23 protein-coding genes are annotated in these 23,645 nt (G+C 62.4%); 6 read left to right on the forward strand and 17 right to left on the reverse strand.

Features of this window, described 5'->3' with window-relative positions:
* Window positions 1-470 precede the first annotated feature (470 nt).
* From PY254_RS12415 to PY254_RS12455, 9 genes are all read right to left on the reverse strand, one after another.
* Window positions 471-1,505, reverse strand: a complete 1,035-nt coding sequence (locus tag PY254_RS12415) for a hypothetical protein (RefSeq protein WP_281012355.1) — start codon at window positions 1,503-1,505, stop codon at window positions 471-473.
* A gap of 66 nt (window positions 1,506-1,571) precedes the next feature.
* Complete coding sequence (locus PY254_RS12420) at window positions 1,572-1,883, reverse strand: type II toxin-antitoxin system RelB family anti-toxin transcriptional regulator (RefSeq protein ID WP_281012356.1); 312 nt, start codon at window positions 1,881-1,883, stop codon at window positions 1,572-1,574.
* Window positions 1,880-2,107 carry a type II toxin-antitoxin system RelE/ParE family toxin gene (locus tag PY254_RS12425; RefSeq protein WP_281012357.1) on the reverse strand — a complete coding sequence of 76 codons (228 nt, stop codon included), beginning with the start codon at window positions 2,105-2,107 and terminating at the stop codon, window positions 1,880-1,882. The genes PY254_RS12420 and PY254_RS12425 overlap by 4 nt, the downstream gene beginning before the upstream one ends.
* Before the next feature lie 212 nt (window positions 2,108-2,319).
* Entirely contained in the window at window positions 2,320-2,631 is a 312-nt protein-coding gene (locus PY254_RS12430; protein ID WP_281012358.1) for a type II toxin-antitoxin system RelB family anti-toxin transcriptional regulator, read from the reverse strand.
* A gap of 68 nt (window positions 2,632-2,699) precedes the next feature.
* The gene (locus PY254_RS12435; RefSeq protein ID WP_281012359.1) at window positions 2,700-3,092 is read right to left on the reverse strand and encodes an HVO_A0114 family putative DNA-binding protein; all 393 of its coding nucleotides are present in this window, start codon (window positions 3,090-3,092) and stop codon (window positions 2,700-2,702) included.
* 119 nt (window positions 3,093-3,211) lie between these two features.
* Window positions 3,212-4,192 (reverse strand): IS5 family transposase, encoded by a 981-nt coding sequence (locus PY254_RS12440; protein WP_281012220.1) that lies wholly within the window; start codon window positions 4,190-4,192, stop codon window positions 3,212-3,214.
* 54 nt (window positions 4,193-4,246) lie between these two features.
* Complete coding sequence (locus tag PY254_RS12445; RefSeq protein WP_281012360.1) at window positions 4,247-4,606, reverse strand: toxin-antitoxin system TumE family protein; 360 nt, start codon at window positions 4,604-4,606, stop codon at window positions 4,247-4,249.
* Window positions 4,607-4,720: 114 nt separating this feature from the next.
* Complete coding sequence (gene hutU, locus PY254_RS12450) at window positions 4,721-6,391, reverse strand: urocanate hydratase (RefSeq protein ID WP_281012361.1); 1,671 nt, start codon at window positions 6,389-6,391, stop codon at window positions 4,721-4,723.
* Window positions 6,392-6,465: 74 nt separating this feature from the next.
* A complete protein-coding gene (locus tag PY254_RS12455) occupies window positions 6,466-7,863 on the reverse strand; it encodes a S41 family peptidase (protein WP_281012362.1) in 1,398 nt (465 codons plus the stop codon).
* A 132-nt stretch (window positions 7,864-7,995) separates the two neighbouring features.
* Between PY254_RS12455 and PY254_RS12460 the strand changes: the two genes are divergently transcribed.
* Together PY254_RS12460 and PY254_RS12465 are read left to right on the forward strand one after the other, a co-directional pair.
* Complete coding sequence (locus PY254_RS12460; RefSeq protein ID WP_281012363.1) at window positions 7,996-9,513, forward strand: AlkA N-terminal domain-containing protein; 1,518 nt, start codon at window positions 7,996-7,998, stop codon at window positions 9,511-9,513.
* Window positions 9,510-10,037: a methylated-DNA--[protein]-cysteine S-methyltransferase gene (locus tag PY254_RS12465; protein ID WP_281012364.1), complete on the forward strand. Its 528-nt coding sequence runs from the start codon at window positions 9,510-9,512 to the stop codon at window positions 10,035-10,037. Before PY254_RS12460 ends, PY254_RS12465 begins: the two co-directional genes overlap by 4 nt.
* Before the next feature lie 48 nt (window positions 10,038-10,085).
* Here the strand turns inward: PY254_RS12465 and PY254_RS12470 are convergent, their stop codons facing one another.
* On the reverse strand, window positions 10,086-10,499 hold the full coding sequence (locus PY254_RS12470; protein ID WP_281012365.1) for a hypothetical protein: 414 nt from the start codon (window positions 10,497-10,499) through the stop codon (window positions 10,086-10,088).
* Between the two features lie 52 nt (window positions 10,500-10,551).
* On the opposite strand from PY254_RS12470, the gene PY254_RS12475 reads away from it, so the two are divergent.
* Window positions 10,552-11,826 carry an alkaline phosphatase family protein gene (locus PY254_RS12475; protein WP_281012366.1) on the forward strand — a complete coding sequence of 425 codons (1,275 nt, stop codon included), beginning with the start codon at window positions 10,552-10,554 and terminating at the stop codon, window positions 11,824-11,826.
* An 80-nt stretch (window positions 11,827-11,906) separates the two neighbouring features.
* Here PY254_RS12475 and PY254_RS12480 read toward each other — a convergent pair whose 3' ends face one another.
* The 4 genes from PY254_RS12480 to PY254_RS12495 form a co-directional block, all read right to left on the reverse strand.
* Window positions 11,907-13,181 (reverse strand): MFS transporter, encoded by a 1,275-nt coding sequence (locus PY254_RS12480; protein WP_281012367.1) that lies wholly within the window; start codon window positions 13,179-13,181, stop codon window positions 11,907-11,909.
* Window positions 13,182-13,280: 99 nt separating this feature from the next.
* Window positions 13,281-14,267 (reverse strand): multidrug resistance efflux transporter family protein, encoded by a 987-nt coding sequence (locus PY254_RS12485; protein WP_281012368.1) that lies wholly within the window; start codon window positions 14,265-14,267, stop codon window positions 13,281-13,283.
* A gap of 80 nt (window positions 14,268-14,347) precedes the next feature.
* Window positions 14,348-14,542 carry a hypothetical protein gene (locus PY254_RS12490; protein WP_281012369.1) on the reverse strand — a complete coding sequence of 65 codons (195 nt, stop codon included), beginning with the start codon at window positions 14,540-14,542 and terminating at the stop codon, window positions 14,348-14,350.
* Between the two features lie 99 nt (window positions 14,543-14,641).
* The gene (locus PY254_RS12495) at window positions 14,642-16,012 is read right to left on the reverse strand and encodes a formimidoylglutamate deiminase (RefSeq protein ID WP_281012370.1); all 1,371 of its coding nucleotides are present in this window, start codon (window positions 16,010-16,012) and stop codon (window positions 14,642-14,644) included.
* Window positions 16,013-16,105: 93 nt separating this feature from the next.
* Between PY254_RS12495 and PY254_RS12500 the strand changes: the two genes are divergently transcribed.
* From PY254_RS12500 to hutI, 3 genes are read left to right on the forward strand one after another with little or no spacing between them, the layout of a single operon-like run.
* Window positions 16,106-17,665 carry a bifunctional GNAT family N-acetyltransferase/carbon-nitrogen hydrolase family protein gene (locus tag PY254_RS12500; protein WP_281012371.1) on the forward strand — a complete coding sequence of 520 codons (1,560 nt, stop codon included), beginning with the start codon at window positions 16,106-16,108 and terminating at the stop codon, window positions 17,663-17,665.
* 39 nt (window positions 17,666-17,704) lie between these two features.
* On the forward strand, window positions 17,705-19,204 hold the full coding sequence (locus tag PY254_RS12505) for a chloride channel protein (protein ID WP_281012372.1): 1,500 nt from the start codon (window positions 17,705-17,707) through the stop codon (window positions 19,202-19,204).
* Between the two features lie 7 nt (window positions 19,205-19,211).
* Window positions 19,212-20,441: an imidazolonepropionase gene (hutI, locus tag PY254_RS12510; protein WP_281012373.1), complete on the forward strand. Its 1,230-nt coding sequence runs from the start codon at window positions 19,212-19,214 to the stop codon at window positions 20,439-20,441.
* On the opposite strand, the gene lpxK is transcribed toward hutI, so the two are convergent.
* Genes lpxK through PY254_RS12525 form a run of 3 tightly spaced genes read right to left on the reverse strand, consistent with a single transcriptional unit; the run spans window position 20,427 to window position 23,636 of the window.
* Window positions 20,427-21,413 (reverse strand): tetraacyldisaccharide 4'-kinase, encoded by a 987-nt coding sequence (gene lpxK, locus PY254_RS12515; protein ID WP_281012374.1) that lies wholly within the window; start codon window positions 21,411-21,413, stop codon window positions 20,427-20,429. The two genes, hutI and lpxK, sit on opposite strands and share 15 nt — an antisense overlap.
* Before the next feature lie 10 nt (window positions 21,414-21,423).
* The gene (gene msbA / locus PY254_RS12520) at window positions 21,424-23,208 is read right to left on the reverse strand and encodes a lipid A export permease/ATP-binding protein MsbA (protein WP_281012375.1); all 1,785 of its coding nucleotides are present in this window, start codon (window positions 23,206-23,208) and stop codon (window positions 21,424-21,426) included.
* Window positions 23,205-23,636, reverse strand: coding sequence for an ExbD/TolR family protein (locus PY254_RS12525; RefSeq protein ID WP_281012376.1), 432 nt, complete (start codon window positions 23,634-23,636; stop codon window positions 23,205-23,207). Before PY254_RS12525 ends, msbA begins: the two co-directional genes overlap by 4 nt.
* Window positions 23,637-23,645 lie beyond the last annotated feature (9 nt).

A 23,645-nucleotide genomic window follows, 5' to 3' on the forward strand; every position in this document is an offset into this window, starting at 1 on the left:
TATGCTTGCTCCATCAACATTTCCATGGTTCTTCACGCAGTTGTTATCCCCGGTAGCAGCGGCGCCCCTCTCCCAGTCAAAAGGACCCCTGCGTCGCTTTCTGGTGAGTTCTTCAACTTCGAGGGCAGGCACGCCAAAAGTCTAGTCCGAAAACAAAGGGGTCAGGTTCATTTACCAAGCCAAATTAACTGAACCTAGCCTCTTATTGCGACGGCTGAAGCCAGGACTTGACGCTTGGGCAGAATTAGCCCGCCGCATCAACCCACCAGAAACAATTCAAACGGGTGTAAGTGAACCTGACCCCGTTTTTGCTGTCTTCGCGAAATCAAGCGCGTGCAAGTGAAGCTGCTGCCTTTTTCCGCGCTACGTTGCAGCCATGCATCTCGCTCATCGACGACCACGGAACAATTCAAACGGTTGTAAGTGAACCTAACCCCGTTTTTCAACCTGACCCCGTTTTTGATCCTGAGTTAATTCTCGCCATCATCAAAATCCCTAAACAGCATCGTGGACGCAACCGATGGCTCGATTGGTCTGTCTTTGTCATAATGTTTGGCCATCTCATAACCCTCGCGCCGATATTGCGCCAGACTCAAGGACAAATCACCGAGCTTCTCGGTATTAATAACCATCCTCAAAGCAGTGCCAGCGAAGTTAGTATCAAGATCAAGCTTTTTACCGTCACCAAGTAGGAGTCCGCTTTTACCACTGCATATGAAGAAGCTGCCACCATTACGACATATTCGATTTGTCATATATAGGCCAAAACCAGAATTTTGCCAAACGTCGTTATTATTTCTTCTAACACCCTTGAACATTTTCCCGGAGACGGCCGGCATCAATGCCATATGAATTGCATCTCTGTCACTCGAAATGTTTAAGTATGGGTTCTTTGTCAACGACTCTCGAATGCCGATACCCGAATCCACTACAGCCATCTCAACCTTGTGTTTTGTGGGCCAATACTGGGCGCAAAATTCAAGGACAGAAGAATGCGAGTGTTCCACGACATTTCTCATAATTTCCCGCAATGAGAATGTAAGTGTGTCTACGAGTTCGCCGCTGTCTACTCTAGTGAGCATTTTTGCAAGCTTTGCGGACTCCTTCTCTATAACATTACCAATCGGCTCATAGCTATCCGCCGCCTCTCTTTCTATATCACTCACATTAAGGATTGTCAGGGGTATGTAATTAGTATTCCCCCTAGCTTCGCCGGGCTTGTATCCATAATCGGCTCCTGCGGCCTTAAAAAAACCCATCAATGCTGCATAAGTTGCACTATCGCAATTTTGGAACTCAAGACTAGTGCCCGATCTCGATTCGGCGAATCGGCGAAGTTCCGTAGACACGTAAGCAATCGAAAATGGCTCGACATGCTGCATTTTTGAACAATCAATCAGTGTCTTTTCGACAAAGGGAGAAGCCCAAAGCCGATTGCAAAAGTGAATTGCATTTCTCAATGACAGATTTTGAGGTATTTTATGTATTTGGAAAGGAACTTCCATACTCAGGTTCCAAAAAAAGGTTCAGAACAGAACGAAGGGGGCGAACAAGGATGTCAGGTTCACTTATCAAGCCGCCGCCAACGCCTTCCGAACCGTCTTCGGCGCCGCCACCGCAATCTTCAGCAACGCCTTCGCCGCCCCGCTCGGTTCGCGCCGTCCCTGCTCCCAATCCTGCAAGGTCCGCACGGACACCCCAAGCATCGCGGCGAAGTCGGCTTGAGACTGCCCCAGCTTGATTCGGGCTTCGGTGGCCTGGCTCACCTGCACGACGAACCGGCGTCCGCCACCGGCCTTGATTTCACGGATGGCTTCCAACACTTCTTCGCCGATGTTGCGCTTCGCATCGCGGGCGAGGATCTCTTTGCTCAGCTTTTTCATGACTTCACCATATGGTTTTTGATCAGCCGCATGACATTCGCCGGGAGATTTTCCTGTCGGGTCTTGGCGTATATCGCGAGCAGCCAGATCTGCCCTGCCTGAGTGACTTCGTAGTAGATCACGCGAACACCGCCACGCTTGCCTTTGTCCGTCACGCCCCAGCGCATCTTGCGACAACCACCAGAGCCGGGGACCAGATCACCCGCGTCGACATGCTCGGACAAGTACCACTGAAGAGCGGCGTACTCCTCGTCCGTGCGAAACTGGGGTCAGAGTCGAATGGCACTGACTTAAGCTCGTCATCCTCGCGAATGCGGGGATCCAGTGCCCTTGGCGCTCGGCAAAACCTGCAGCCACTGGATTCCTGCTTTCGCAGGAATGACGAAATGTGACATCCCATGCTTAAGTCAGTGCCATTCGGGTCAGGTCCATTTAATCAAGCCGCCGCCAATACCTTGCGCACCGTCTTCGGCGCCGCTACCGCAATCTTCAGCAACGCCTTCGCCGCCCCACTCGGCTCGCGCCGTCCCTGCTCCCAATCCTGCAACGTCCGCACCGAGACGCCAAGCATCGCGGCGAAATCGGCTTGTGACTGCCCCAGCTTGATCCGGGCTTCGGTGGCTTGGCTCACCTGCACGACGAACCGGCGTCCACCACCGGCCTTGATCTCGCGGATGGCTCCCAACACTTCTTCGCCGATATTGCGCTTGGCATCGCGGGCGAGGATCTCTTTGCTCAGCTTTTTCATGACTTCACCATATGGTCATTGATCAGCTGTATGACTAGCGCCGTCACACAGGGAAGACTCATCCCCTCTCAAGCTGCCTTGATCACAAACTCACTCGCCCTCACCACCGGCCTCACCGTCCGCAACTCCCGCTGCATCTCAACCAGACCATAGCGCTCCATCGTCTTGAGCGTACGCGACAGATTGCTGGGCGCGCGCCCAGTAACCTCAGCGAGCTGACTCAACGATTCGGGCTTCTGTTCCCGGATCACACGCAACAATGCGCGATTGTCGTCAGACAACACTTCAGCCAACGAACGCATGGAGGTAAACCAGATCTTCGGCTCATCGGGCCTTGGCTGATGATTGCCGCTGGCAATCGCCAGCGCGCGCGCTCGGATGGCTTCCTGGGTAGCAATGCCGATGATCATTTTCTTCATGACTTCAATTCCACTAGGGATGCTCTGATCAATTAAGTTCAAAATGGCCGTCCAGACGGCCGTGCTAAAAATATGGATTGACTACGACGAAAAGGCAGATTGTGAGGCATATCGCCGCCATCGCCGTGCTGGGTTACCCCCAATCGCCTCGATTTCCCGCCTCACAGGCGCACCTCCCCTGCGGACGCTAGCAACGTTCGTCGCACCATCCACAGATTCGATAGCGCGAACAGCGTGAGTATCTGAGCGGTGTTCTTGAGCAAGCCCTTGAAGCGCACCTTCTGATAGCCGAACTGCCGCTTCACCACCCGGAACGGATGCTCCACCTTGGCTCGAACCGCGGCCTTCATGTGCTCGGTGTGCTTGACCGCATCCTTCAACTCGCCCTCGGGCATCGCCTTCACGCTGCCGCGTTTGGCCGCGATATGCCACGTGCGGCCGCGCTTGGGTGCCCGTTTCTCGGCGCCTTGGTAGCCGGCATCGGCATGCACCGTCTTCTCTTGGCCGTGCAGCAACTTGTCCACTTCCGTCACGTCGCCCACGTTGGCAGGTGTCGTGGTTACCGTGTGCACCAGCCCCGATTCCACGTCCACCCCGATGTGCGCTTTCATGCCGAAGTACCACTGCTGGCCCTTCTTCGTCTGGCGCATGTCCGGGTCACGCTGTTTGTCCGCATTCTTGGTCGAGGACGGCGCCTGAATGATCGTGGCATCCACGATCGTGCCCTGGCGTAGCAACAGGCCCTGGCCGCTCAGGTGCGCATTGACCGCTTCGAAGATCTTCACCGCCAGGCCGTGCTGCTCCAGGAAGCGACGGAACTTCAGGATCGTCGACTCGTCCGGAATCGCGTCCTCGTTCAGCTCCAGCCCGGCAAACCGGCGCATGGACTCGATCTCGTACAACGCATCTTCCATCGCTGGATCGCTCAGTGCGTACCACTGCTGCATGAAGTGGATCCGCAGCATCGTCGATGCCGCCATCGGCGGGCGACCGCGACGACCGGAGGTCGGATAGCTCGGTTCGATCAGCGCCAGCAGGTCGGCCCACGGCACGACTTTGTCCATCTCACCCAGAAACCGCTCACGACGTGTCGGCTTCTTCTTGACTTCAAAACTCAACGAGGCGAACGAACGCTGCTTCATCGGCGATGGGCTTCCTGGGGACTGCTGGCTATGATGCCGCAGACGGGGAATAAATCAGAGCATCCCTAGTACGCGATCCACTTCGTTGAAGAAGTCTTCGAGCAACTGCTGCGGGCTGGTGAACTCGTACGCCACACCTTTATCGCGAGAGTGACGATGGCGATGGTCGTAGGCAAGGCGCCGCCCTGCATAGCGCTTGCGTTTCGGCGGTTTGACGGCGTGTGCATTGTCGAATCCCAGTAATCGGGTGCCATGTCGATCGTGCAAGGTCAGCGCATAGCGGATGCCATGCGGCACATGTTCAGTCGCCTCAACGCGCCATGCTTCGATCTTGATCCAGAAACCGTTGCCCTGGTCGTAGATCTCGTTGTGAAGCAAGAGGAGCGTTTCCAGTCCCGCATCTTCCTTGGACATGACTATATATCATCCGATGATAACTTCAAGTTGCCCCGCCAGACGTTGAAGGCGCTGGATCCCAGCGTTCGCTGGGATGACGGCCTTAGGCATCCAGTTCGTCGACCGATACGCCTACACCATCGGCAACTTCAACCCCTGCTCTTTCGCACAGTCGATAGCCACCTCATACCCCGCATCCGCATGCCGCATCACCCCAGTCGCCGGATCATTCCACAGCACCCGCGCAATCCGCTCATCCGCTTCCTTCGTGCCGTCGCAGACAATCACGATGCCGGAATGCTGCGAATAACCCATCCCCACCCCGCCGCCATGATGCAACGACACCCATGTCGCACCACCAGCGACATTCAACATCGCGTTGAGCAACGGCCAGTCAGATACCGCGTCCGAGCCATCTTTCATCGCCTCGGTCTCCCGGTTCGGTGACGCCACCGAGCCGGAATCCAGATGGTCGCGGCCGATCACCACCGGCGCTTTCAACTCCCCGTTGCGCACCATCTCGTTGAACGCGAGGCCGAGCCTGTCGCGCACGCCGAGGCCGACCCAGCAGATGCGCGCCGGCAGGCCCTGAAAGCTGATGCGCTCTTTTGCCATGTCGAGCCAGCGGTGCAGATGTTCGTCGTCGGGGATCAGTTCCTTGACCTTGGCGTCGGTCTTGTAGATGTCTTCCGGATCACCGGAGAGTGCCACCCAGCGGAACGGGCCGATGCCGCGGCAGAACAGCGGGCGCACGTAGGCCGGTACGAAACCGGGGAATACGAACGCGTTTTCGCAACCGACGTCTTTCGCCATCTGGCGGATGTTGTTGCCGTAGTCGAAGGTGGGAATGCCCTGGGCGTGGAACGCGAGCATCGCGTCGACATGGGTTTTCATCGACAGCTTGGCAGCGCGTGAGGTGCCGACCGGATCGCTCTGGCGGCGCTCGAACCACTGCTCCACGGTCCAGCCTTGCGGCAGGTAGCCGTTGACTGGATCGTGTGCGCTGGTCTGGTCGGTGACAGCGTCGGGCTTGACGCCGCGCCGGACCAGCTCGGGCAGGATGTCGGCGGCGTTGCCGAGCAGCGCGATGGATTTCGCTTCGCCCGCTTCGGTGTGCTTCGCGATGCGCGCGAGCGCGTCGTCGAGATCGCTGGCCTGCTCGTCGACGTAACGTGTGTTCAGGCGGAAGTCGATGCGGCTCTGCTGGCATTCGATGTTGAGGCTGCACGCGCCGGCGAGTGACGCGGCGAGCGGCTGTGCTGCACCCATGCCGCCGAGGCCGGCGGTAAGAATCCAGCGCCCCTTCAAATTCCCGCCGAAGTGCTGGCGACCCATCTCGACGAACGTTTCGTAGGTGCCCTGGATGATGCCTTGCGAGCCGATGTAGATCCACGAGCCAGCGGTCATCTGGCCGTACATCATCAGGCCTTTGCGATCGAGCTCGTTGAAGTGTTCCCACGTCGCCCAGTGCGGCACCAGGTTGGAGTTCGCGATCAGCACGCGCGGCGCGTCCTTGTGCGTGCGGAACACGCCGACCGGCTTGCCGGACTGAACCAGCAAGGTCTCGTCGTCGTTCAATTCGCGCAGCGATTTGAGGATTGCGTCGAAGCACTCCCAGTTGCGCGCGGCGCGACCGATGCCGCCGTACACCACCAGCTCCGCAGGGTTTTCCGCCACCTCGGGATCGAGGTTGTTCTGCAACATGCGGAACGGCGCTTCCGTAAGCCAGCTCTTGCAGGAAAGCTCGGTACCGCGCGGCGCGCGGATGGTGCGGGTGGTGTCGATACGCGTGGGTGCAGTCATCGCAAAACGCTCCGGTGGGTCAGACCGCCGAGTATAGACGCGCTGCTTCGACCCACCGTTGTGCAGGTGCGCAGTCAGTGCACGCAGGACGCCGCCAGCCATGCCAACGCAGCCGTCAGCGTCGGATCGCTGGCGGCGCTTGTCGTGGCGTCGATCGCCTGATCCGGCATCAGCTTGCCGCCGTACGCGTGACCGTTGCGGTCCACGTCAACGGTGGTGGTGATCACAAGCAAGCTGCCGTCAGGCAAGGGAAAGGCACTGTTGCCGGTGCTGCGGCCGTCGGTCGGCTGACCGAACGAGCGCGTGCCGGGTCGTCCCTGAAAGGCAATCGCCATCACCTCGCCGGAGCTGGACGTATGCGGCCCGAGCAGCACAGCCACGGCATCGTGTTCCAACTCGGGCCCGCGTGCTGGCGCCTGGTCGAGCGGGTTCGCCGCAGCGAACTTCGTCTCGTTTCCGTCGGCATAGCGGAAGCTGCCGAGTGGCTCATCGCCAAGCAGCGGACGCAGGCCAGCCAGCATCGGCAACATGCTGCCGCCGGTATCGTGGCGCAGGTCGACGACCCAGCCGCAGCGGACTTGCGGCGCGAGCGTGCCGATCGCACCCACCATGCTTGCCACGAACGCATGACGCGCCGGCGCATTCATGCCCTCATAGCCGGGCATCTCGATATAGCCGACGCTGCCCGGCTTCAGCTCGACCGAGCTCGGCGACGTGGCGCCGCCACTGGTTTGATGTTGATGGGCATCGGAAGGCGGCATCAGATAGCTGTGGTGATCGCCGAGCGCGTTCAGCATTTGCCGGATCGCCGGATAGACATCAATCGGCACGACGGCATCGCTTGCCATCGCGTGCAATTCGGGAACGAGCCGGACCCAGTCGACGTCGCGCGCATGCAACGCATGCGCCTGCACGATGCGAATCGCCGCATCCAGCACGCTCGCCGGCGCCACCCTGGCCGTTGTCGAGGTATCCAGCACGACAAGCCGCAACTGCCTCGCGGTGACTTCGCCATTGCCATTCAGCACGGTGCCGAGCAACAAACTGGTGGCGGCCGTGGGTACGTCGATCTGCACGGCGCGATGGGCGTCTGTCGTCGTGGCCACCACCGGCATGCGCTGCGAATTCGCGAACGAAATGATCTGGTGCGCGGCATTGTCCGCGCGCAGCCAGATCAGCGCGCCGTTCACGGCGTCGTGCGTATCCAGATCGGCAGACAGGCGGATCGTGCGGCCTCGATACCGCGTCGCATCGAGCACGCTCACGGAGCTGCCGAACTTCACGGGATCGGCGTGCTGAGCGCGCAAGCTGACCGTCGCGCCGTCCTCGCCGAGCAGGTCGCCGGAACCGTGCACGTCGTACCCGTGGCCGCTGCCGGTGATTCGCCATGAAGTATCGGTCGGCGCGGCGGCGCCTGACATCGGCGCGATGCCAACGCAGGCAAACAAGACGACGACCAGCAAACGGTGCATGGCGTTCCAGCGGATGCGATGAAGCACAGAAACTACATCGCCGACGCCGGCGCGTACAGCACGCGCGTACCTGTCGGCATCCATGTCCGAAAACGGCGAGTCTTGCGGTCACGGCGGTGCTAGCCTTCGGCCATGCCCGACACGCTTGCCCTTGCCCTGCCCGACCCGAGAACCTGCGAACAGGCCCGACTCAGCCGCGACGCGCGTTTCGACGGACTGTTTTTCACCGCCGTGAGCAGCACCGGCATCTATTGCCGACCGGTGTGTCCGGCGCCGACGGCAAAGCGCGCGAACGTACGCTATTACGCGAACGCGGCAGCGGCGGAAGCGGCGGGGTTCCGACCGTGCCTGCGCTGCCGGCCGGAGCTGGCGCCGGGCAACGAGCACTGGCAGCGCGGCGATCACGTGGTGGCGCGCGCGTTGAAGCTGATCGAGGCCGGCTTGTTGTCGGAGCAGTCGCTGGATGAACTGGCCGCGCGCGTCGGCGTCGGCGCACGGCAGTTGCGCCGGCTGTTTGTCGAACGCATCGGCGCGCCGCCGATCAGCGTGCACACGACGCGCCGCCTGTTGTTCGCGAAGCAGTTGCTGACGGAAACCGCGTTGCCGGTGACGGAAGTTGCACTGGCGTCCGGCTTTCGCAGCTTGCGCCGGTTCAATGCGGCGTTCGCGCAGGCGAACCGGATCGAACCGCGCGAACTGCGCCGGCACCCTCGTTCGGCAGCCGGTGCACCGTTGCTGTTGCGGCTGGGCTATCGACCGCCGTATGCATTTGATGCGTTGCTGGCGTTCCTGCGCACGCGCGCGCTGCCCGGTGTGGAACAGGTCGATGCGCTCAGCTATGCACGCGTGTTCGGTCCGCCGGATGCGCCGGGCTGGTTGCGGGTGAGCGCGTGGCCGGACGAAGCGCATGCGTTGCAGCTCGAACTGCATTGCCCGCAGCCGACGCAGATCCTCGGCGTGGTGACGACGCTGCGGCGGATGTTCGACCTGGACGCGAATCCGCAGATGATCAGCGACACGTTCGCCGGCGATCCCGTTCTCGGCCCGCTGCGCGAACGCGAGCCCGGCCTGCGCCTGCCCGGCGGCTGGGACGGCTTCGAGATTGCGGTACGCGCGGTGTTGGGCCAGCAGATCAGCGTGGCGGCCGCGCGCACGCTGGCGACGCGCATCGTGCAGCGCTGGGGTGAGCCGGTGGCAGGCATGCCCATCGCCGGGCTGGAACGCCTGTTCCCCACGCCGGCCGCACTCGCCGACGCCGACCTGCGCGCGATCGGCCTGACCACGACGCGTGCGGCGACCGTGCGCGGCATGGCCCAGGCGATGCTGGACGGTCGCGTGGATTTTCGCGCCGAGCAAACGCTGGAGGAGTTCGTCGCCCGCTGGGTTGCGCTGCCCGGCATCGGTGAATGGACAGCGCATTACATGGCGATGCGTGCACTGAGCCATCCCGATGCGTTCCCGGCGGCCGACCTGATCCTGCGCCGCGCCGCAAACCCCGGCGCGAAGGAACTGTCCACACGTGAGCTGACACGCGCCGCGGAAGCGTGGCGGCCGTGGCGAGCCTATGCGGTCATGCACCTGTGGCGCAGCAGCGCGAGCGCTGCACCAGCACCACGTACTCCACCAGTCACCCGGAAATCTCGCGCATGAATCATCCCGCCGGCACCATCCACTACTTCGACATGGCGAGTCCGGTCGGCCTGCTGCGTCTGATTGCCGATGACGAGGGCCTGCGCGAGATCTGGTTCGAACGCGAGGATCGGCCGGAAGCGGTGCAGCCGACATGGGTTCAAGCAAACGGCTCGCAACTGCCTGCACCGATCGCTGCCACGCGCAAACAATTGCAGGAATATTTCGCCGGCAAACGCCAGCACTTCGAACTGCCACTGCATCCCGTGGGCACGCCGTTTCAGTTGAGCGTGTGGCAACAACTGCGGCTGATTCCCTACGGCACCACGATCAGCTACGGCGAACTGGCCCGCCGCGTGGGCAACCCGAATGCATCAAGGGCGGTGGGCGCCGCGAACGGCCGCAACCCGTTGTCGATCGTGGTGCCGTGCCACCGGGTGATCGGCAGCAACGGCAGCCTCACCGGCTTCAGCGGCGGGCTGCCAATCAAGCAGAAGCTGCTGGCGCTGGAGCAGCGCACGACGGGTGGCGATCTTTTCGGCTGAAGAACGCCGATACCGGGCGCAGCAATGCCGCTGCGCGAAAACCTTCGCTCAGTGGCCGTGCTTTTTCACAACCGCTGGCGATGGCGCCGTCACGCTTGGCGACGCTGGCGTATCACGCTCGCGGTTCACCAAAGCCTGCATGGCGGCACGATCACGATCGTGTTGCGCCTGCTCAGCGCTGTCGAGTTGCGCGCGACTGCGCGGATCATTCGCCGACGGGCGCTTTGCGTTGTCGGAAACAGACTGGTGCAATTGCTGCTCCAGCTGGCTCTTGTGCAAATCGTCGCGCACTTTCTGCTGCTGGGTATCCTGCTGGAAACTCGCGCTGGACGCTGGTGGTCGAGTCGCCGACTGCATGGCGGCTTGCCACGCGGCGGCCGTACCCATCGGCGCGAACGCGATCACACCGGCCAGCAGGCCGCGTTGCAACGAAACGGATCGAACAAAACGTGCCTTGGTCATAAAGGTGCGCGATCATGTGGGGAGGATTTCAACGAATCGTAAGGCTGTGCTCATGAAAATAGTGTTTCGCCTGCTGTGGTGTGCTACGGCAGCATTCATCTGCGGTTGTGCCACCGAACAACCCCGCACCAGTACCACCGCAATCCACAAGCCCACGCCGCTGCTGCTGATCTCGATCGACGCGTACCGTCACGACTACCTGCAACGCGGCTTCAGCCCGACGCTGGCAGCGCTAGCCGAGGGCGGTGTGCGCGCCGCGTCGATGCAACCTTCGTTTCCGTCGCTGACGTTTCCGAACCACTACACGCTGGTCACCGGGCTCACCCCCGACCACCATGGCGTGGTCAACAACACCATGTTCGACCCGCAACTGGGCAAGTTTTCGCTGAGCAGCCGCAAGGCGGTCAGCGACGGTCGCTGGTGGGCGGAAGGCACGCCAATCTGGGAGACCGCCGATCAGCATGGCCTGCGTACGGCCACGATGTTCTGGCCTGGCTCCGAGGCGAATATCCACGGTCACCAGCCGGATTACTGGAAGCCGTTCGACGACAACGTCAGCTCGATCCAGCGTGTCGATCAGGTCTTGGCGTGGCTGGATCTACCTGCGGCGGAACGACCCAGCTTCCTCACCCTGTATTTCGACGCGGTCGACCACGCCGGCCATAAATTCGGGCCGGATACGCCGCAGGTGAACGATGCGCTGCGTGAAACGGATGCGGCGATGGCGCATCTGGTGCAGGGGCTGAAGCAGCGCAGTTTGTTCAACCGGATCAACCTGATCGTGGTTTCCGATCACGGCATGGCTTCCGTGCCTGAAGTAAACAGCGTGATGATGGATCAGCTGATTCCGCTGGATCAGGTGCAGACCGTGAGCATGGGCATCCTGGCTGGCTTCAACCCGAAATCCGACAGCAGCGAGGATCGCGCGAATTTCGACAAGATCGAGAACACCCTTGTACAACCGCAAGACCACATGCAGTGCTGGGACAAGACCCGCGTGCCGGCGCGACTGGCCTATGGACACAACGCACGCGTGCCGCAGTTGTTGTGTCTGGCGAATGTGCACTGGCGCATCACCACCAGCGACTACGCGGCCAAGCGCAAGGGCCGGGTCAGCATCGGCGAACACGGCTTCGACAATGTCGAGCCGACGATGCAGGCCATTTTCGTGGCGCACGGGCCAAGCTTCCGCACCGGCGTGCAGGTAGCGGCGTTCCCGAATGTGGACGTCTATCCGCTGATGACCCACCTGCTCGACCTGCCGCCCGCAGCGAATGACGGCAACTACGACGCGGTGAAGGACATGCTGAAACCTGACGCACGCTGAAGAATCATTTGCAGGGCGGGCGTGGCCCGCCGCTCCTCAGCTTGCGTGGCTGTTTCGAAAAGCCGGTGGGCGGTGCCCGCCTACGGCATCGCGCCCCGGCTCATCGGCGTGGGTAATGTCGCCACGTTGACCAGTGGCGGCAGGCGGAAAAGCCATAGCGAGATCAGCAGACCGGCAAGCACCAGCACGCCGACAAACAGCGCCACGCCGTTCCAGCCATGTGACGCATAGAACAAGCCACCACTGGCACCGGCGATGCTGGAGCCCATGTAGTAGCAGAACAGGTAGACCGACGCCGCCTGCGCCTTTGCCGCACCCGCGCGACGGCCGACCCAGCTACTGACAATGGAGTGGCCACCAAAAAAACCGAAGGTGATCGCCACGATGCCGAGCATCACCAGCAGCAGTGGCTCGGTCATGGTCAAGGCGGTGCCGCCGAGCATCAGCGCAAACGTGGTCCACAACACTTTGCGCCGGCCCAGCTTGCCGGCCAGGTGGCCCATCCATGCCGAACTGAAGGTACCGATCAGGTAGATGCCAAAGATCAACCCAACCACGGTTTGGCTGAGGTTGTACGGCGGCGCCAGCAGGCGATAACCGAGATAGTTGTAGACCGTGACAAACGCACCCAGCAGCAGGAAGCCCTCGGCGAACAGCCACGGCAATCCACGATCATGGAAGATACCGCTGAAGCGCCCCAGGAAGGTACGCCAGTGCAAGGGCTGCTGCACGAAATGCCGCGACGGCGGCAACGCACGCCAGAAGATCAACGCAGCCAGCACGCCGATCACGCCGACCGTCGCCACGCCCACGTGCCAGCCAAAGTAGTCGGCGATCACACCGGAAATCAGCCGCCCGCCCATGCCGCCCACCGCGCTGCCACTGATGTACAAACCCATGCCGAGGCCGACCGAATCGGGGTGCATCTCCTCGCTGACATACGTCATCGCCACCGCCGGCAGTCCGCTCAGGGTGAGGCCGAGCAGACTGCGCACGACCAGCAACGCGGTCCAATTCGGCATCACCGCCGTCACCAGCACCAGCAATGCGGAAGCCAGCAGCGAGGCGACCATGATCGACTTGCGCCCCCACGCATCGGACAGGCCGCCGGCAAACAACATAGCCACCGCCAGCACGCCGGTGGTCAGCGACAACGACATCGCCGCGCCCGCCTCACTGACCCCATAGTGCTGACTGAACTCGGGCATCAGCGGCTGCACGCAATACAGCAGGCCGAACGTGGCGAAGCCAGCCGCGAACAGCGCAAGATTGGTCTGCCGGAACGCAGGCGTGCCGTGGTGGATATACGGCACGGCGTCCATGTCAGTACTCGCCGGCACAACGGTTTGCCGCATGGTTTTCATCCTGTAGTCGCAACGTCGCAACGCGATGCTCGTCAAGCATAGGCCGATCGCCCGCAGCAGCGAATCAACGCCACCAAAACACGTACCGCCTCAGGCACTGCGATCGGTACGCAACGCCCGCACCGCCTCGTCATCACCCGCTGCACCGCGGCCACTGACCCAGCCGAACAGCGCGATGCCGACGATGATTGCCAGCGCGCCGAACGCAGCGTAACCACGCGGCCAAGATTCACCAAGGAACAACACGCCAAGCACGGTGGCGAACAACAATTCCGCCGCCTGCATGGCTTCCACCGCCGCCAACGCGGTGGGCTCGCTGCGCACCATGTCGGTGGCACGGAAGAACAGGATCGTGGCGATGGTGCCGGATGACAGCGCCACGCCACCGGCCAGCAAGCCTTCGCGCAGCGTCGGTGGTCCAATCGTCAACCAGGCAATCAGCGCGAACACCAGCCACAACGGCCAGCTGCACAGCGTCATGCCGAATACCCGTTGCACCGCATTGATACGCGTACTGCCCTGTTCCAGATGCAACAGCAACTTGCGGTTGCCCAACGGATAGGCGAACGCGGAAAGCACCACGGCGCCAATCGCCAACCAGTCGTTCGGACTCAAGTGGCCATGCGCGTGGCCCCATTGCAACGCAAACACACCGCCGACGATCAACGCGCCGATTGCCAAGGTGCGCCAGGCCAGCTGGCGGCGGTCGTCGCGATAAATCAACGGCGCCAGCAACGGCCCCGCCAGCACGGTGGTCTGGAAGCTGCCGGCAATCAACCACGACGGCCCGCTGTTTGCCGCCCAGGTAAGCGGAATGCCAAACAGTACAAAACCAACGCCGCTCCACAGCAACCACGGCCGCGCATGCCGGCGCAGCTCACCCGGCAACTCGCCCAGGCCGCCCTGAAACGGCAGCACCACCGCCAGCATTGGCAAGGTCAGCAGATAGCGCAGGATCACCGCCCACGCCCAGTGGCCACCACCAGCGACGAGACTGCGGTTGAGCACGTAGGTAAACGTGAAGAACAGCGCCGAGATCAGCGCCAATCCTACCGCGAACAGGGCATTCGAACGCATGCTGCGTGAGTCGGCGAAAGAATGGCAGTGTGGCAAATCAAAGCGCGCTTGCGTAGAGGCGTGCGCCGTCGTGTTCGAGCTTACCGATAGCGCCAGTAACCGCCGACCCAGATGCGGCTGGGGCCCCAATAACCCGGAACCCAGATCCGTGCATGGACAGGCTCCACCACGCTGACACGGGCGACGTGGCGCGGGGCGGCCACGATGCAACCGCTGAGCGAGGCGCCACCGGCGAGTAGCACGCCAAGGGCAAGACAAGCGGGAATTCGACGCATGGGACACTCCGTTCGTGGCAAGTGTCGAGAAAAACGTCGTTGCCACCCGCTGCGATGACAGCTACACCGCGCTCCGATGGCGAGCGTTCATGTTGCGCCTCAGTGCGTGCCGATCGTGTCCACGGCAGCGCGATAACGAGCCGCAATGCGTTCCTCATCACGATGCCTGAAATTGCGTACCTGCCAGCGGCCACCCACCATCACGTCGCGCACCAACGGGGTATTGCCCGCGAACAGGAAGCTGTCGATCAGCGAGCGTGCATCACGGGCGGCCAGCAAGGGCGAAGAGTCATCGAGCACGATCAGGTCGGCGCGCACGCCCGCACGCAGTGCGCCAATCGGCGCACCACTGGCTTGTGCGCCGCCGTTCAATGCCGCGCGCCACAGGGTTTCGCCGACGCTGTCACCCTGCCGCCGCGCCGCGATGTTGCGGTGGCGACTGAGCAGGCGCTGGCCGTATTCCAGCCAGCGCAGTTCCTCCACTGGCGAGATCGAGATGTGCGAATCCGAACCAATGCCCAGCTTGCCGCCGGCGTCAAGAAAGTCGGCGAGCGGAAACAGGCCATCACCAAGGTTTGCCTCGGTCGTGGGACACAGCCCGGCGACGGCGCCGCTGCGAGCCAGTTGCAAGGTCTCCGCTTCCGTCAGATGCGTTGCATGCACGAGACACCAGCGGGCATCGACCGCGGCATGATCGAACAGCCATTCGACCGGTCGTGCGCCACGCGTAGCCAGGCAGTCCTGTACTTCGCCGATCTGCTCCGCGATGTGAATGTGGATCGGGCCGGTCTGCGCCAGCTCGCTGGCCAGCACGTCGCGCAAGGCCAGCTCGGGTACCGCTCGCAGCGAATGCAGCGCGATACCCACGCGAACGTCGTCGCTTTCGTGCGCACGCAGCGTCTCCAGCAAACGCAAATAGCTGTCCACCGAATGACCAAAGCGACGCTGCCGCGCGCTGAGCGCACGCCCGTCGAAACCGCCGCTCATGTAAAGCACCGGCAGCAAGGTGAGACCGATGCCCGCTTCCCGTGCCGCCTCGATCAAGGCCAGCGACATCTCTTCCGGCTGCGCGTAAGCCGTGCCATCGGGCTGGTGGTGCAGGTAGTGGAATTCGCAGACGTGGGTATAGCCGGCCTTGAGCATCTCCACGTAGAGCTGGGCGGCAATCGCCTTGAGCTGGTCCGGATTGATCGCTGCCGCGAACGCATACATCGTCTCGCGCCAGCTCCAGAAACTGTCGTCGGCCTTGCTGCGGCGCTCGGCCAGACCGGCCATGGCGCGCTGGAACGCGTGCGAGTGCAGATTCGGCATGCCGGGCAATACCCAGCGGCCGATCTGTTCGGTCGGCCCGGTCGGGTTGTCGAACAGCACACCGGCTGGCGACAGCCCGAAACCGCCATCGATCTGCCAGCCATTGTCACGCCATAGTTGACTGGCCTTGAACCCGGATGGACTGGTCGACTCGCTCATAAAGCTTGCTCCGCTAACGAATGACGCAGTGTAACCGTCACCTGCATCGCTCTTCTTCACCTCGTCACAAAGTCGACTGTGCATAATATGGGGATGACCAAGAAAACCAGCGAAAACACCCCGAAGCTGCTGCTGCGCCAGGCGCAACTGAGCGACGTGCCGCAACTGGCAGAGCTGACTGCGCGCATCTACACGGCCGAATGGGGCCACTCACAGGAAATGCTGCGCTCCCAGCAGACGCACTTTCCCGAAGGCCAGTTCGTGGTCGAATACGAGGGCCGGATCGTTGGCTATTGCGCCACCTTCCGTATCGACGAGGAAACCGCGCTGGCGCCGCACACCTGGTCGCAGATCACCGGCGGCGGCATGGGTTCACGCCACAAGCCCGACGGCAACTGGCTTTACGGGATGGAAGTGGTGGTTCACCCGGACTACCGCGGCATGCGCATCGGACAGCGGCTGTACCACGCACGCAAGCGTCTGTGCACGGACCTGAAACTGCGCGGCATCGTGTTCGGCGGACGCATTCCCGGGCTGGCGAAAAACCTGCAGCGCTATGGCAGCGCCGAGAACTATGTGCAGGCGGTGGTGGACGGCAAGCGGCGCGACCTGACCTTGAGTTTTCAGCTGCACAATGATTTTGAAGTGCTCGGCCTGCTGCGAGCCTACGTACCCTCGGATCACGAATCGCTGGGGTACGCGGTGCACCTTGCGTGGCGTAATCCGCGCCTGCTCGACCAGCCGGACATGCCGCCCATTTCCTCGCAACGGAATCTGCCGGACTCGGTGCGCGTGGCCTCGGTGCAATACCAGCAGCGCAAGATCAAGTCGTTCGAGGAATTCGCCACGCAAGTGGAATACTTCACCGACATCGCCGCCGACTACAGCGCCGACTTCGTCACCTTCCCCGAGTTGATCACGCTGCAATTGCTGTCAATCGAGAACACCGAGCTGTCGCCGGTGGAATCGATCCGCAAGCTGAGTCAGTACACGCCACAGGTGAAAGAGCTGTTCAGCCGATTGGCCGTCCATTACAACATCAACATCATCGCCGGCACCCATCCGACCGAACAGGCCAATGGCGACATCCACAATGTCTGCTACGTCTGCCTGCGCGACGGCTCGCTGCACGAACGCGAGAAGCTGCATCCCACGCCGAGCGAACGCAATGTGTGGAACATCACCGGCGGCGACAGCGCGGCCACCATCCTGACTGACTGCGGCCCGATCGGCGTGATGATCTGCTACGACTCGGAGTTCCCCGAAGTGGCTCGCCATCTGACTGATCAAGGCGCGTTGATCCTGTTCGTACCGTTCTGCACCGACGTGCGCGAGGGCTATTTGCGCGTGCGCTATTGCTCGCAGGCGCGGGCGATCGAAAATCAGTGCTACGTGGTTTTGTCCGGCAATGTGGGCAATCTGCCGGGCGTAAATAATTTCGATATCCAGTACGGACAAAGCTGCATTCTCACGCCCAGTGATTTTCCGTTTGCCCGCGACGGCATTGCTGCCGACTCCACGCCGAACATCGAGACCGTGCTGTTTGCCGATCTGCGTCTGGAAAGCATCGCTCGTGCGCGCAACGCCGGCGCGGTAACCAACTTGAAGGATCGCCGCTTCGATCTCTACGAGACTCGCTGGCGGCCACGCTAAAAGCGTCGTCAGCCCGTGGGGTCTGCGATAATGGCCGACATGTCCGATTCGCCGAAGCCCTCGTCCAAGTCATCGAACCCGCGCCTGCAGGCGCTGCTCGGTCATGAGTTCTTCGCGCCACACCACTGGAAACGCCGACTGGTGTTGTGGTGCGGCGCGGTGCTGGTGGCGCTGGCGGCGATTCTGTTTGCCAAGGCCAGCGTGTGGTCTTACCAGCTGTTCCTGAAAATTCTCAGCCATGGTTTCTGGATACCGCTGATTCTTACCCCCATCGTCTTCGGCCTGCTCGCCTGGGCCACCGAGGGCAAGCTGCGCGCCACGCGTGGCAGCGGCATCCCGCAAGTCATCGGGACGCTGCATATCGAAGACGAGAGCTTCCGCGCACGCATGCTGTCGCTGCCGATCGCTGCCGGGAAGATGCTGCTGACCCTGATCGCGCTGGCCGTGGGTGCGTCCATCGGTCGTGAGGGACCAACCGTGCATGTCAGTGCCGGCCTGTTTCACTGGTTGGGTCGTCGCTTCGGATTCACCGATCCCAAGGCCGCATCGCGCTTCATCCTGGCCGGCGGTGCCGCCGGTATTGCAGCAGCGTTCAACACACCGCTGGCCGGTGTGGTGTTCGCGATCGAGGAACTTGCCGGCACCTTCGAGCATCGCTTCAGCGGCTTGCTGCTCACCGCCGTCATCATCGGCGGCGTGGTCTCGCTCGGCATCATGGGTAACTATTCGTATTTCGGCGAAGTCAACGCCAGCCTTCCGTTCGGCCGCGCGTGGCTGGCGGTGTTGCTGACAGGCGTGATCGGCGGGCTGCTCGGCGGACTGTTCGCACGACTGATCCTGCTGAGTCAGCATGGTGCGCTGGCCCAGATCGGACGCCTGCGCGCGCGCTGGCCGGTGTTCTTCGCCGTCGGTTGCGGCCTGGCGCTCGCGGTGATCGGCGTGTGCACACACAACAGCGTCTACGGCACCGGTTACGACCAGGCCAGGGCGATTGTGCAGGGCGCGGCAACCATGCCCGAGCAGAGCTTCGGCATCGCCAAGTTGCTGGCCAACGTGGTGTCCTACTGGGCCGGCATTCCCGGCGGCATCTTCTCACCGGCACTGGCAGTCGGCGCCGGTCTGGGTCAGAACATCGCCCACTTCCTGCCCGATACGCCGGCGGCTGCGGTGGTGCTGCTGGGCATGAGCGCCTACCTCGCGGGTGTCACCGGTGCGCCACTGACCTCGGCCGTGATCGCGATGGAGCTGAGCGACAACCAGGATATGGTGATTCCGATCATGGCCGCCTGCCTGCTCGCCCGCGCCGCCGCCTCGCTGTTCTGCCCGACGCCGGTGTATCGCGATTTTGCCGAACGCATGGTGCAGGACTTCGAACGGCAACAGGCCAGTCAGCGTCAAAGCCAGGATGTGGTCTACGAACTGACCGAAGATCCGTTCGACGAACAGATCGATACACCGCCGATAACCGGACGTACCACCGCCTTTACCGAGTCAGCGGCGGAAGCCGATCGGCCCACGACCCAGACGCCACCGGATTGATGACGCGATGAACAACGCTCGCTGGGACCGCCTGTTGCTGAATGCAACGCTCGCCACTTTCGTCGGCGACATGCCGTACGGACTGATCGAGCACGCGGCCATCGCGATGCATCACGGGCGGATCAGCTGGCTCGACCGCATGGTGGATCTGCCGGGCGACCCCGCAGTGCTGGCCGATACGGTGCAATCGCTTGATGGTGCACTGGTCACCCCCGGCCTGATCGACTGCCACACTCACCTGGTTTTCGGCGGCGATCGCGCCCACGAATTCGACCTGCGTCTGAATGGTGCCAGTTACGAGGAGATCGCCCGCGCCGGCGGCGGCATCGCGTCCAGCGTCATGGCGACCCGTGCTGCCAGTGAGGAACAGTTGTTTGCCCAATCACTGCCGCGGGCCAAGGCCTTGCTGGCCGACGGCGTGACCACGCTGGAGATCAAATCCGGCTACGGGCTTGAGCTCGACAGCGAACGCCGCATGCTGCGCGTGGCGCGCCGGCTTGGCCGCGAGCTGGGCATCACGGTGCGCACCAGCTTCCTGGGCTTGCACGCCGTGCCAGCGGAATACCGCGAGCGACGCAGCGAATACGTCGCGATGGTTGGCGACGAAATGCTGCCGGCACTGACTGCCGACGGGCTGGTCGATGCGGTGGATGCATTCTGCGAAGGCATCGGCTTCAGTCGTGAGGAAACCCGGCGGGTGTTTGAGCGGGCGAAGCAACTCGACCTGCCGGTGAAGTTGCACGCGGAACAATTGTCCGATCAGGATGGCGCGGCGCTGGTCGCCGAGTTTGGCGGACTGTCCGCCGATCACCTGGAACATCTCAGCGACAGTGGTATCCGCGCGATGGCCGCAGCGGGCACGGTGGCCGTGCTGTTACCCGGCGCATTTTACGCCTTGCGCGAAACGAAACTGCCACCGCTGGCCGCGCTGCGCGAGCAGCGTGTACCGATCGCGATTGCCACCGACTGCAACCCTGGCACGTCGCCCCTGCTGTCACTGCGGCTGGCCGCCAGCATGGCCTGCACGCTGTTCCGGTTGACGCCGGAAGAAGCCTTGCGCGGCATCACGGTGAACGCGGCGCGTGCGCTTGGACTTGAAGATCGAGGCACGCTGGCCGTCGGGCAACGTGCCGACCTGGTGGCGTGGCACGCGAAGCAGCCGGCAGAACTTTGCTACTGGATCGGCGGACAACTGCTGCGCGGCGTTTGGGTCGGCGGCGAATCAGTGACCGCGTAAGCACGCTTCAATGCGTGCGGTGAGCGTGTCGAAAAACGCGACCGGCAACTGTGCACGTACCGGTACGCGGAACCAGTCAGGCTGGGCGAAGCTGGTGCATTTCACGGCGTCTTTGTCGGTCATCAGCACGGGCAAGCCATCGGCAAAAGCCAGCTCGGCGGGCAGGAAGGCGTGGTGGTCGGTGAACGCGTGCGCCATTACGTCCAGGCCTGCCTCGCGCAAGCTGTCGAAGAAGCGCTGCGGGTTGCCGATGGCCGCCACGGCATGGACACGCTGACCGCGGAATGTCGCCAGCGATCGCCGCTGTCCGTCGGCCAGCGCAACCGCCTCGCCACCCTGCAACTGCATCGCATATTCACCGGGCTCGACAGCACCGCCATTGCAAACACGCAGATCAATGCGCTGCAGGCGAGCAAGCGGTTCACGCAGCGGACCGGCTGGCAACAAGCGACCATTGCCGAACCGACGCACGCCATCGATCACGCAGATTTCCACGTCGCGAGCCAGCCGATAGTGCTGCAAGCCATCGTCAGCAATCACCACATTGCAGCCGGCATCCAGCAGCAACCGGGCAGCCGCGGGACGATCCCGCCCCACCGCCACCGGCACGCCGCTGGCGTGGATGAGACACGGCTCGTCACCTACTTGCAACGGATCGGGCGTATCGTCCAGCAGCATCGGTTCGCGCTGTGAGCCACCATGACCACGACTGACCACGCCCGGGCGATGGCCACGTTCACGCAGCGCTTCGACCACGGCGATCGTCAACGGGGTCTTGCCGGTGCCGCCAACGCTGATATTGCCGATCACCACGACAGGTGCCGGCAGTCGCACGCTGCGCAACAGGCCACGACGAAACAGCCATCCACGCAAGCCGGTGACTGCGCCGTACAGAGCTGACACGGGGTGCACCCACCAGGGCGCACGACCGCGGCCGTACCAGGCTGATTCGAGCGTGTCGATCAGCGCCATCGTCGCCCCTTCAGTCGCTGCCCTGATCGGCCGCATGGTCGTGGAACTGCATGCGATGCAGCGCCGCGTACTGGCCGTTCAGCGCAATCAGTTCCGCGTGCGTGCCGCGTTCGATGATCCGGCCATGATCCATGACGGCGATCTGGTCGGCGCCTTCGATGGTCGACAGGCGATGCGCAATCACCAACGTTGTGCGATCACGCATAAGTCGTTGCAGCGCTTGCTGGATCAGTTGTTCGGATTCGGTATCGAGCGCACTGGTCGCTTCGTCCAGCACCAGGATCGGAGCGTTCTTCAGGATCGCGCGAGCGATTGCGATGCGCTGGCGCTGGCCACCCGACAGCGTATTGCCGCTCTGCCCTATCGGCGTGTGGATACCTTGCGGCAGGCGCGAAATGAACTCCATCGCATTCGCCGCTTCGGCAGCAGCAACAATGTCGGCTTCGCTGGCACCGGCCAGTTCGCCGTAAGCAATATTGTTGGCCACGGTGTCGTCGAACAACACCACGCTTTGCCCGACCCAGGCGATCTGCCGGCGCAGCGACGCCAGTGCATACGACCGGTAGTCCTCGCCATCCAGCACGATCTGCCCCGACTCCGGCTCATAGAAACGCGGCAGCAGGCCGACCAGACTGCTCTTGCCACTACCAGAGCGACCCACCAGCGCGGTCACCGAACCGGGTACGCAGATCAGGTCAATGCCGCGCAGGGCTGGCTGGTCACTACCCGGGTAGGCAAAACGTACCTGCTCGAAACGCAGGTCGCCGCGCGTGCGCGTCAGTTCACGCGTGCCCTGATCGCGTTCCGGCGGCAGGTCAATGACTTCGAACAGGTCTTCGGCTGCCGACAAGCCACGCTGGATGGTCGCCTGCACATTGGTCAGCCGCTTCAACGACGGCATCATCGCGCCCATCGCAGTGAGCACGGCGATGAAGACACCGGAAGTGATCTGGTCGATCACACCCGGCCGGGTGCCCAGGTAGACCAGTCCGGCCAATGCCACCGCGGCCACCGTCTGGATCGCCGTGCCCGAGGTAGCGGCGGTGGCGGCGATCTTCAGGTTGAGTCGGCGGGCACGATGGGTCACTTCGTCGAAGCGCCCAGCCTCGTAAGGCTGACCGCCATAGATGCGCACTTCACGATGCGCGTTGACTGATTCTTCCACCGTGCCGGTCACCGAACCCATCATGCCCTGGATACGCCGACTGATCTGCCGGTAACGCCGGCTGACCAGGGTGGCAATCACCACGATCGGTGGAATCATGACCAGCAGGACCAACGTGAGATAGGCGCTGTTGTGCAACATCACGTAGGTCATGCCGATGACGGTGACGCCTTCGGTCACGGCCGTTTTCAGCGCATCCGTCGACGCCGATGCCACTTGCTCGCTGGTGTAGGTGATGCGGGATATCTGCTGGCCTGAAGGCTCGGCGCCGAAAAACGCCGCAGGCAGCCGCAGATAGGAGGCAAACACATCGTGTTGAACGGACTGCACGATGTTGCGACCAATATAGGAAATGCCATAGGTGCTGACGAACGTGCCGATGCCGCGAATGCCGAAAATCAGGATGATCCAGATCGGCATCCAGAAAATCAGATAGGGGTCTTTCTTGAGGAACAGGTCATCGAACATCGGCCTGAGCAGGTTGGTGAACATCGCCAATCCGCCGCCATCGACAACCATGCCGACCATGGCCAGCAAACCAACCACCCAGTAGCGCCGGGTGTAACCAAGCAGACGCGAATAGACACGCCGACTCTCGGCATTCCATACGCCGCCCTTGCGCTCGCTCACCGCGCAGCACCGGGCTTGGTCGGCGTGGTGGCGATCGACAGCCGGCTGAAACCGAGCTGGCCAAGCGCATCCATCGCGGTCACCACGTTCTGATTCGGTGTCATCGCATCGGCACGGATGATCACCGGCTGATCACGATTGTCGCCAGCGTTGCGGGCAATGGTCTGCTTCAAGGCATTGATGCCCTCGCCCATCACCTCGTCGCTGCCTACGTAGAAGCGACCGTCACGGTCGATCATGATGGTCAGTGCCTGGGTGTTGAGGTCACGCTCCTGCGTACTGGCCTGCGGCAGCGTTACCTGCAGGCGCGAGTGCTGGATGAACGTGCTGGTCAGCACGAAGAACATCAGCAGGGTCAACAATACGTCGATCAACGGGATCACGTTGATTTCGAAGTCATCGCCACGGCGGTCGTTGCTGATACGCATGGCAGCTCG

Origin of the sequence: Rhodanobacter sp. AS-Z3 (genome assembly GCF_029224025.1) — a bacterium.
In the GTDB taxonomy this organism is placed as follows: Bacteria; Pseudomonadota; Gammaproteobacteria; order Xanthomonadales; family Rhodanobacteraceae; genus Rhodanobacter.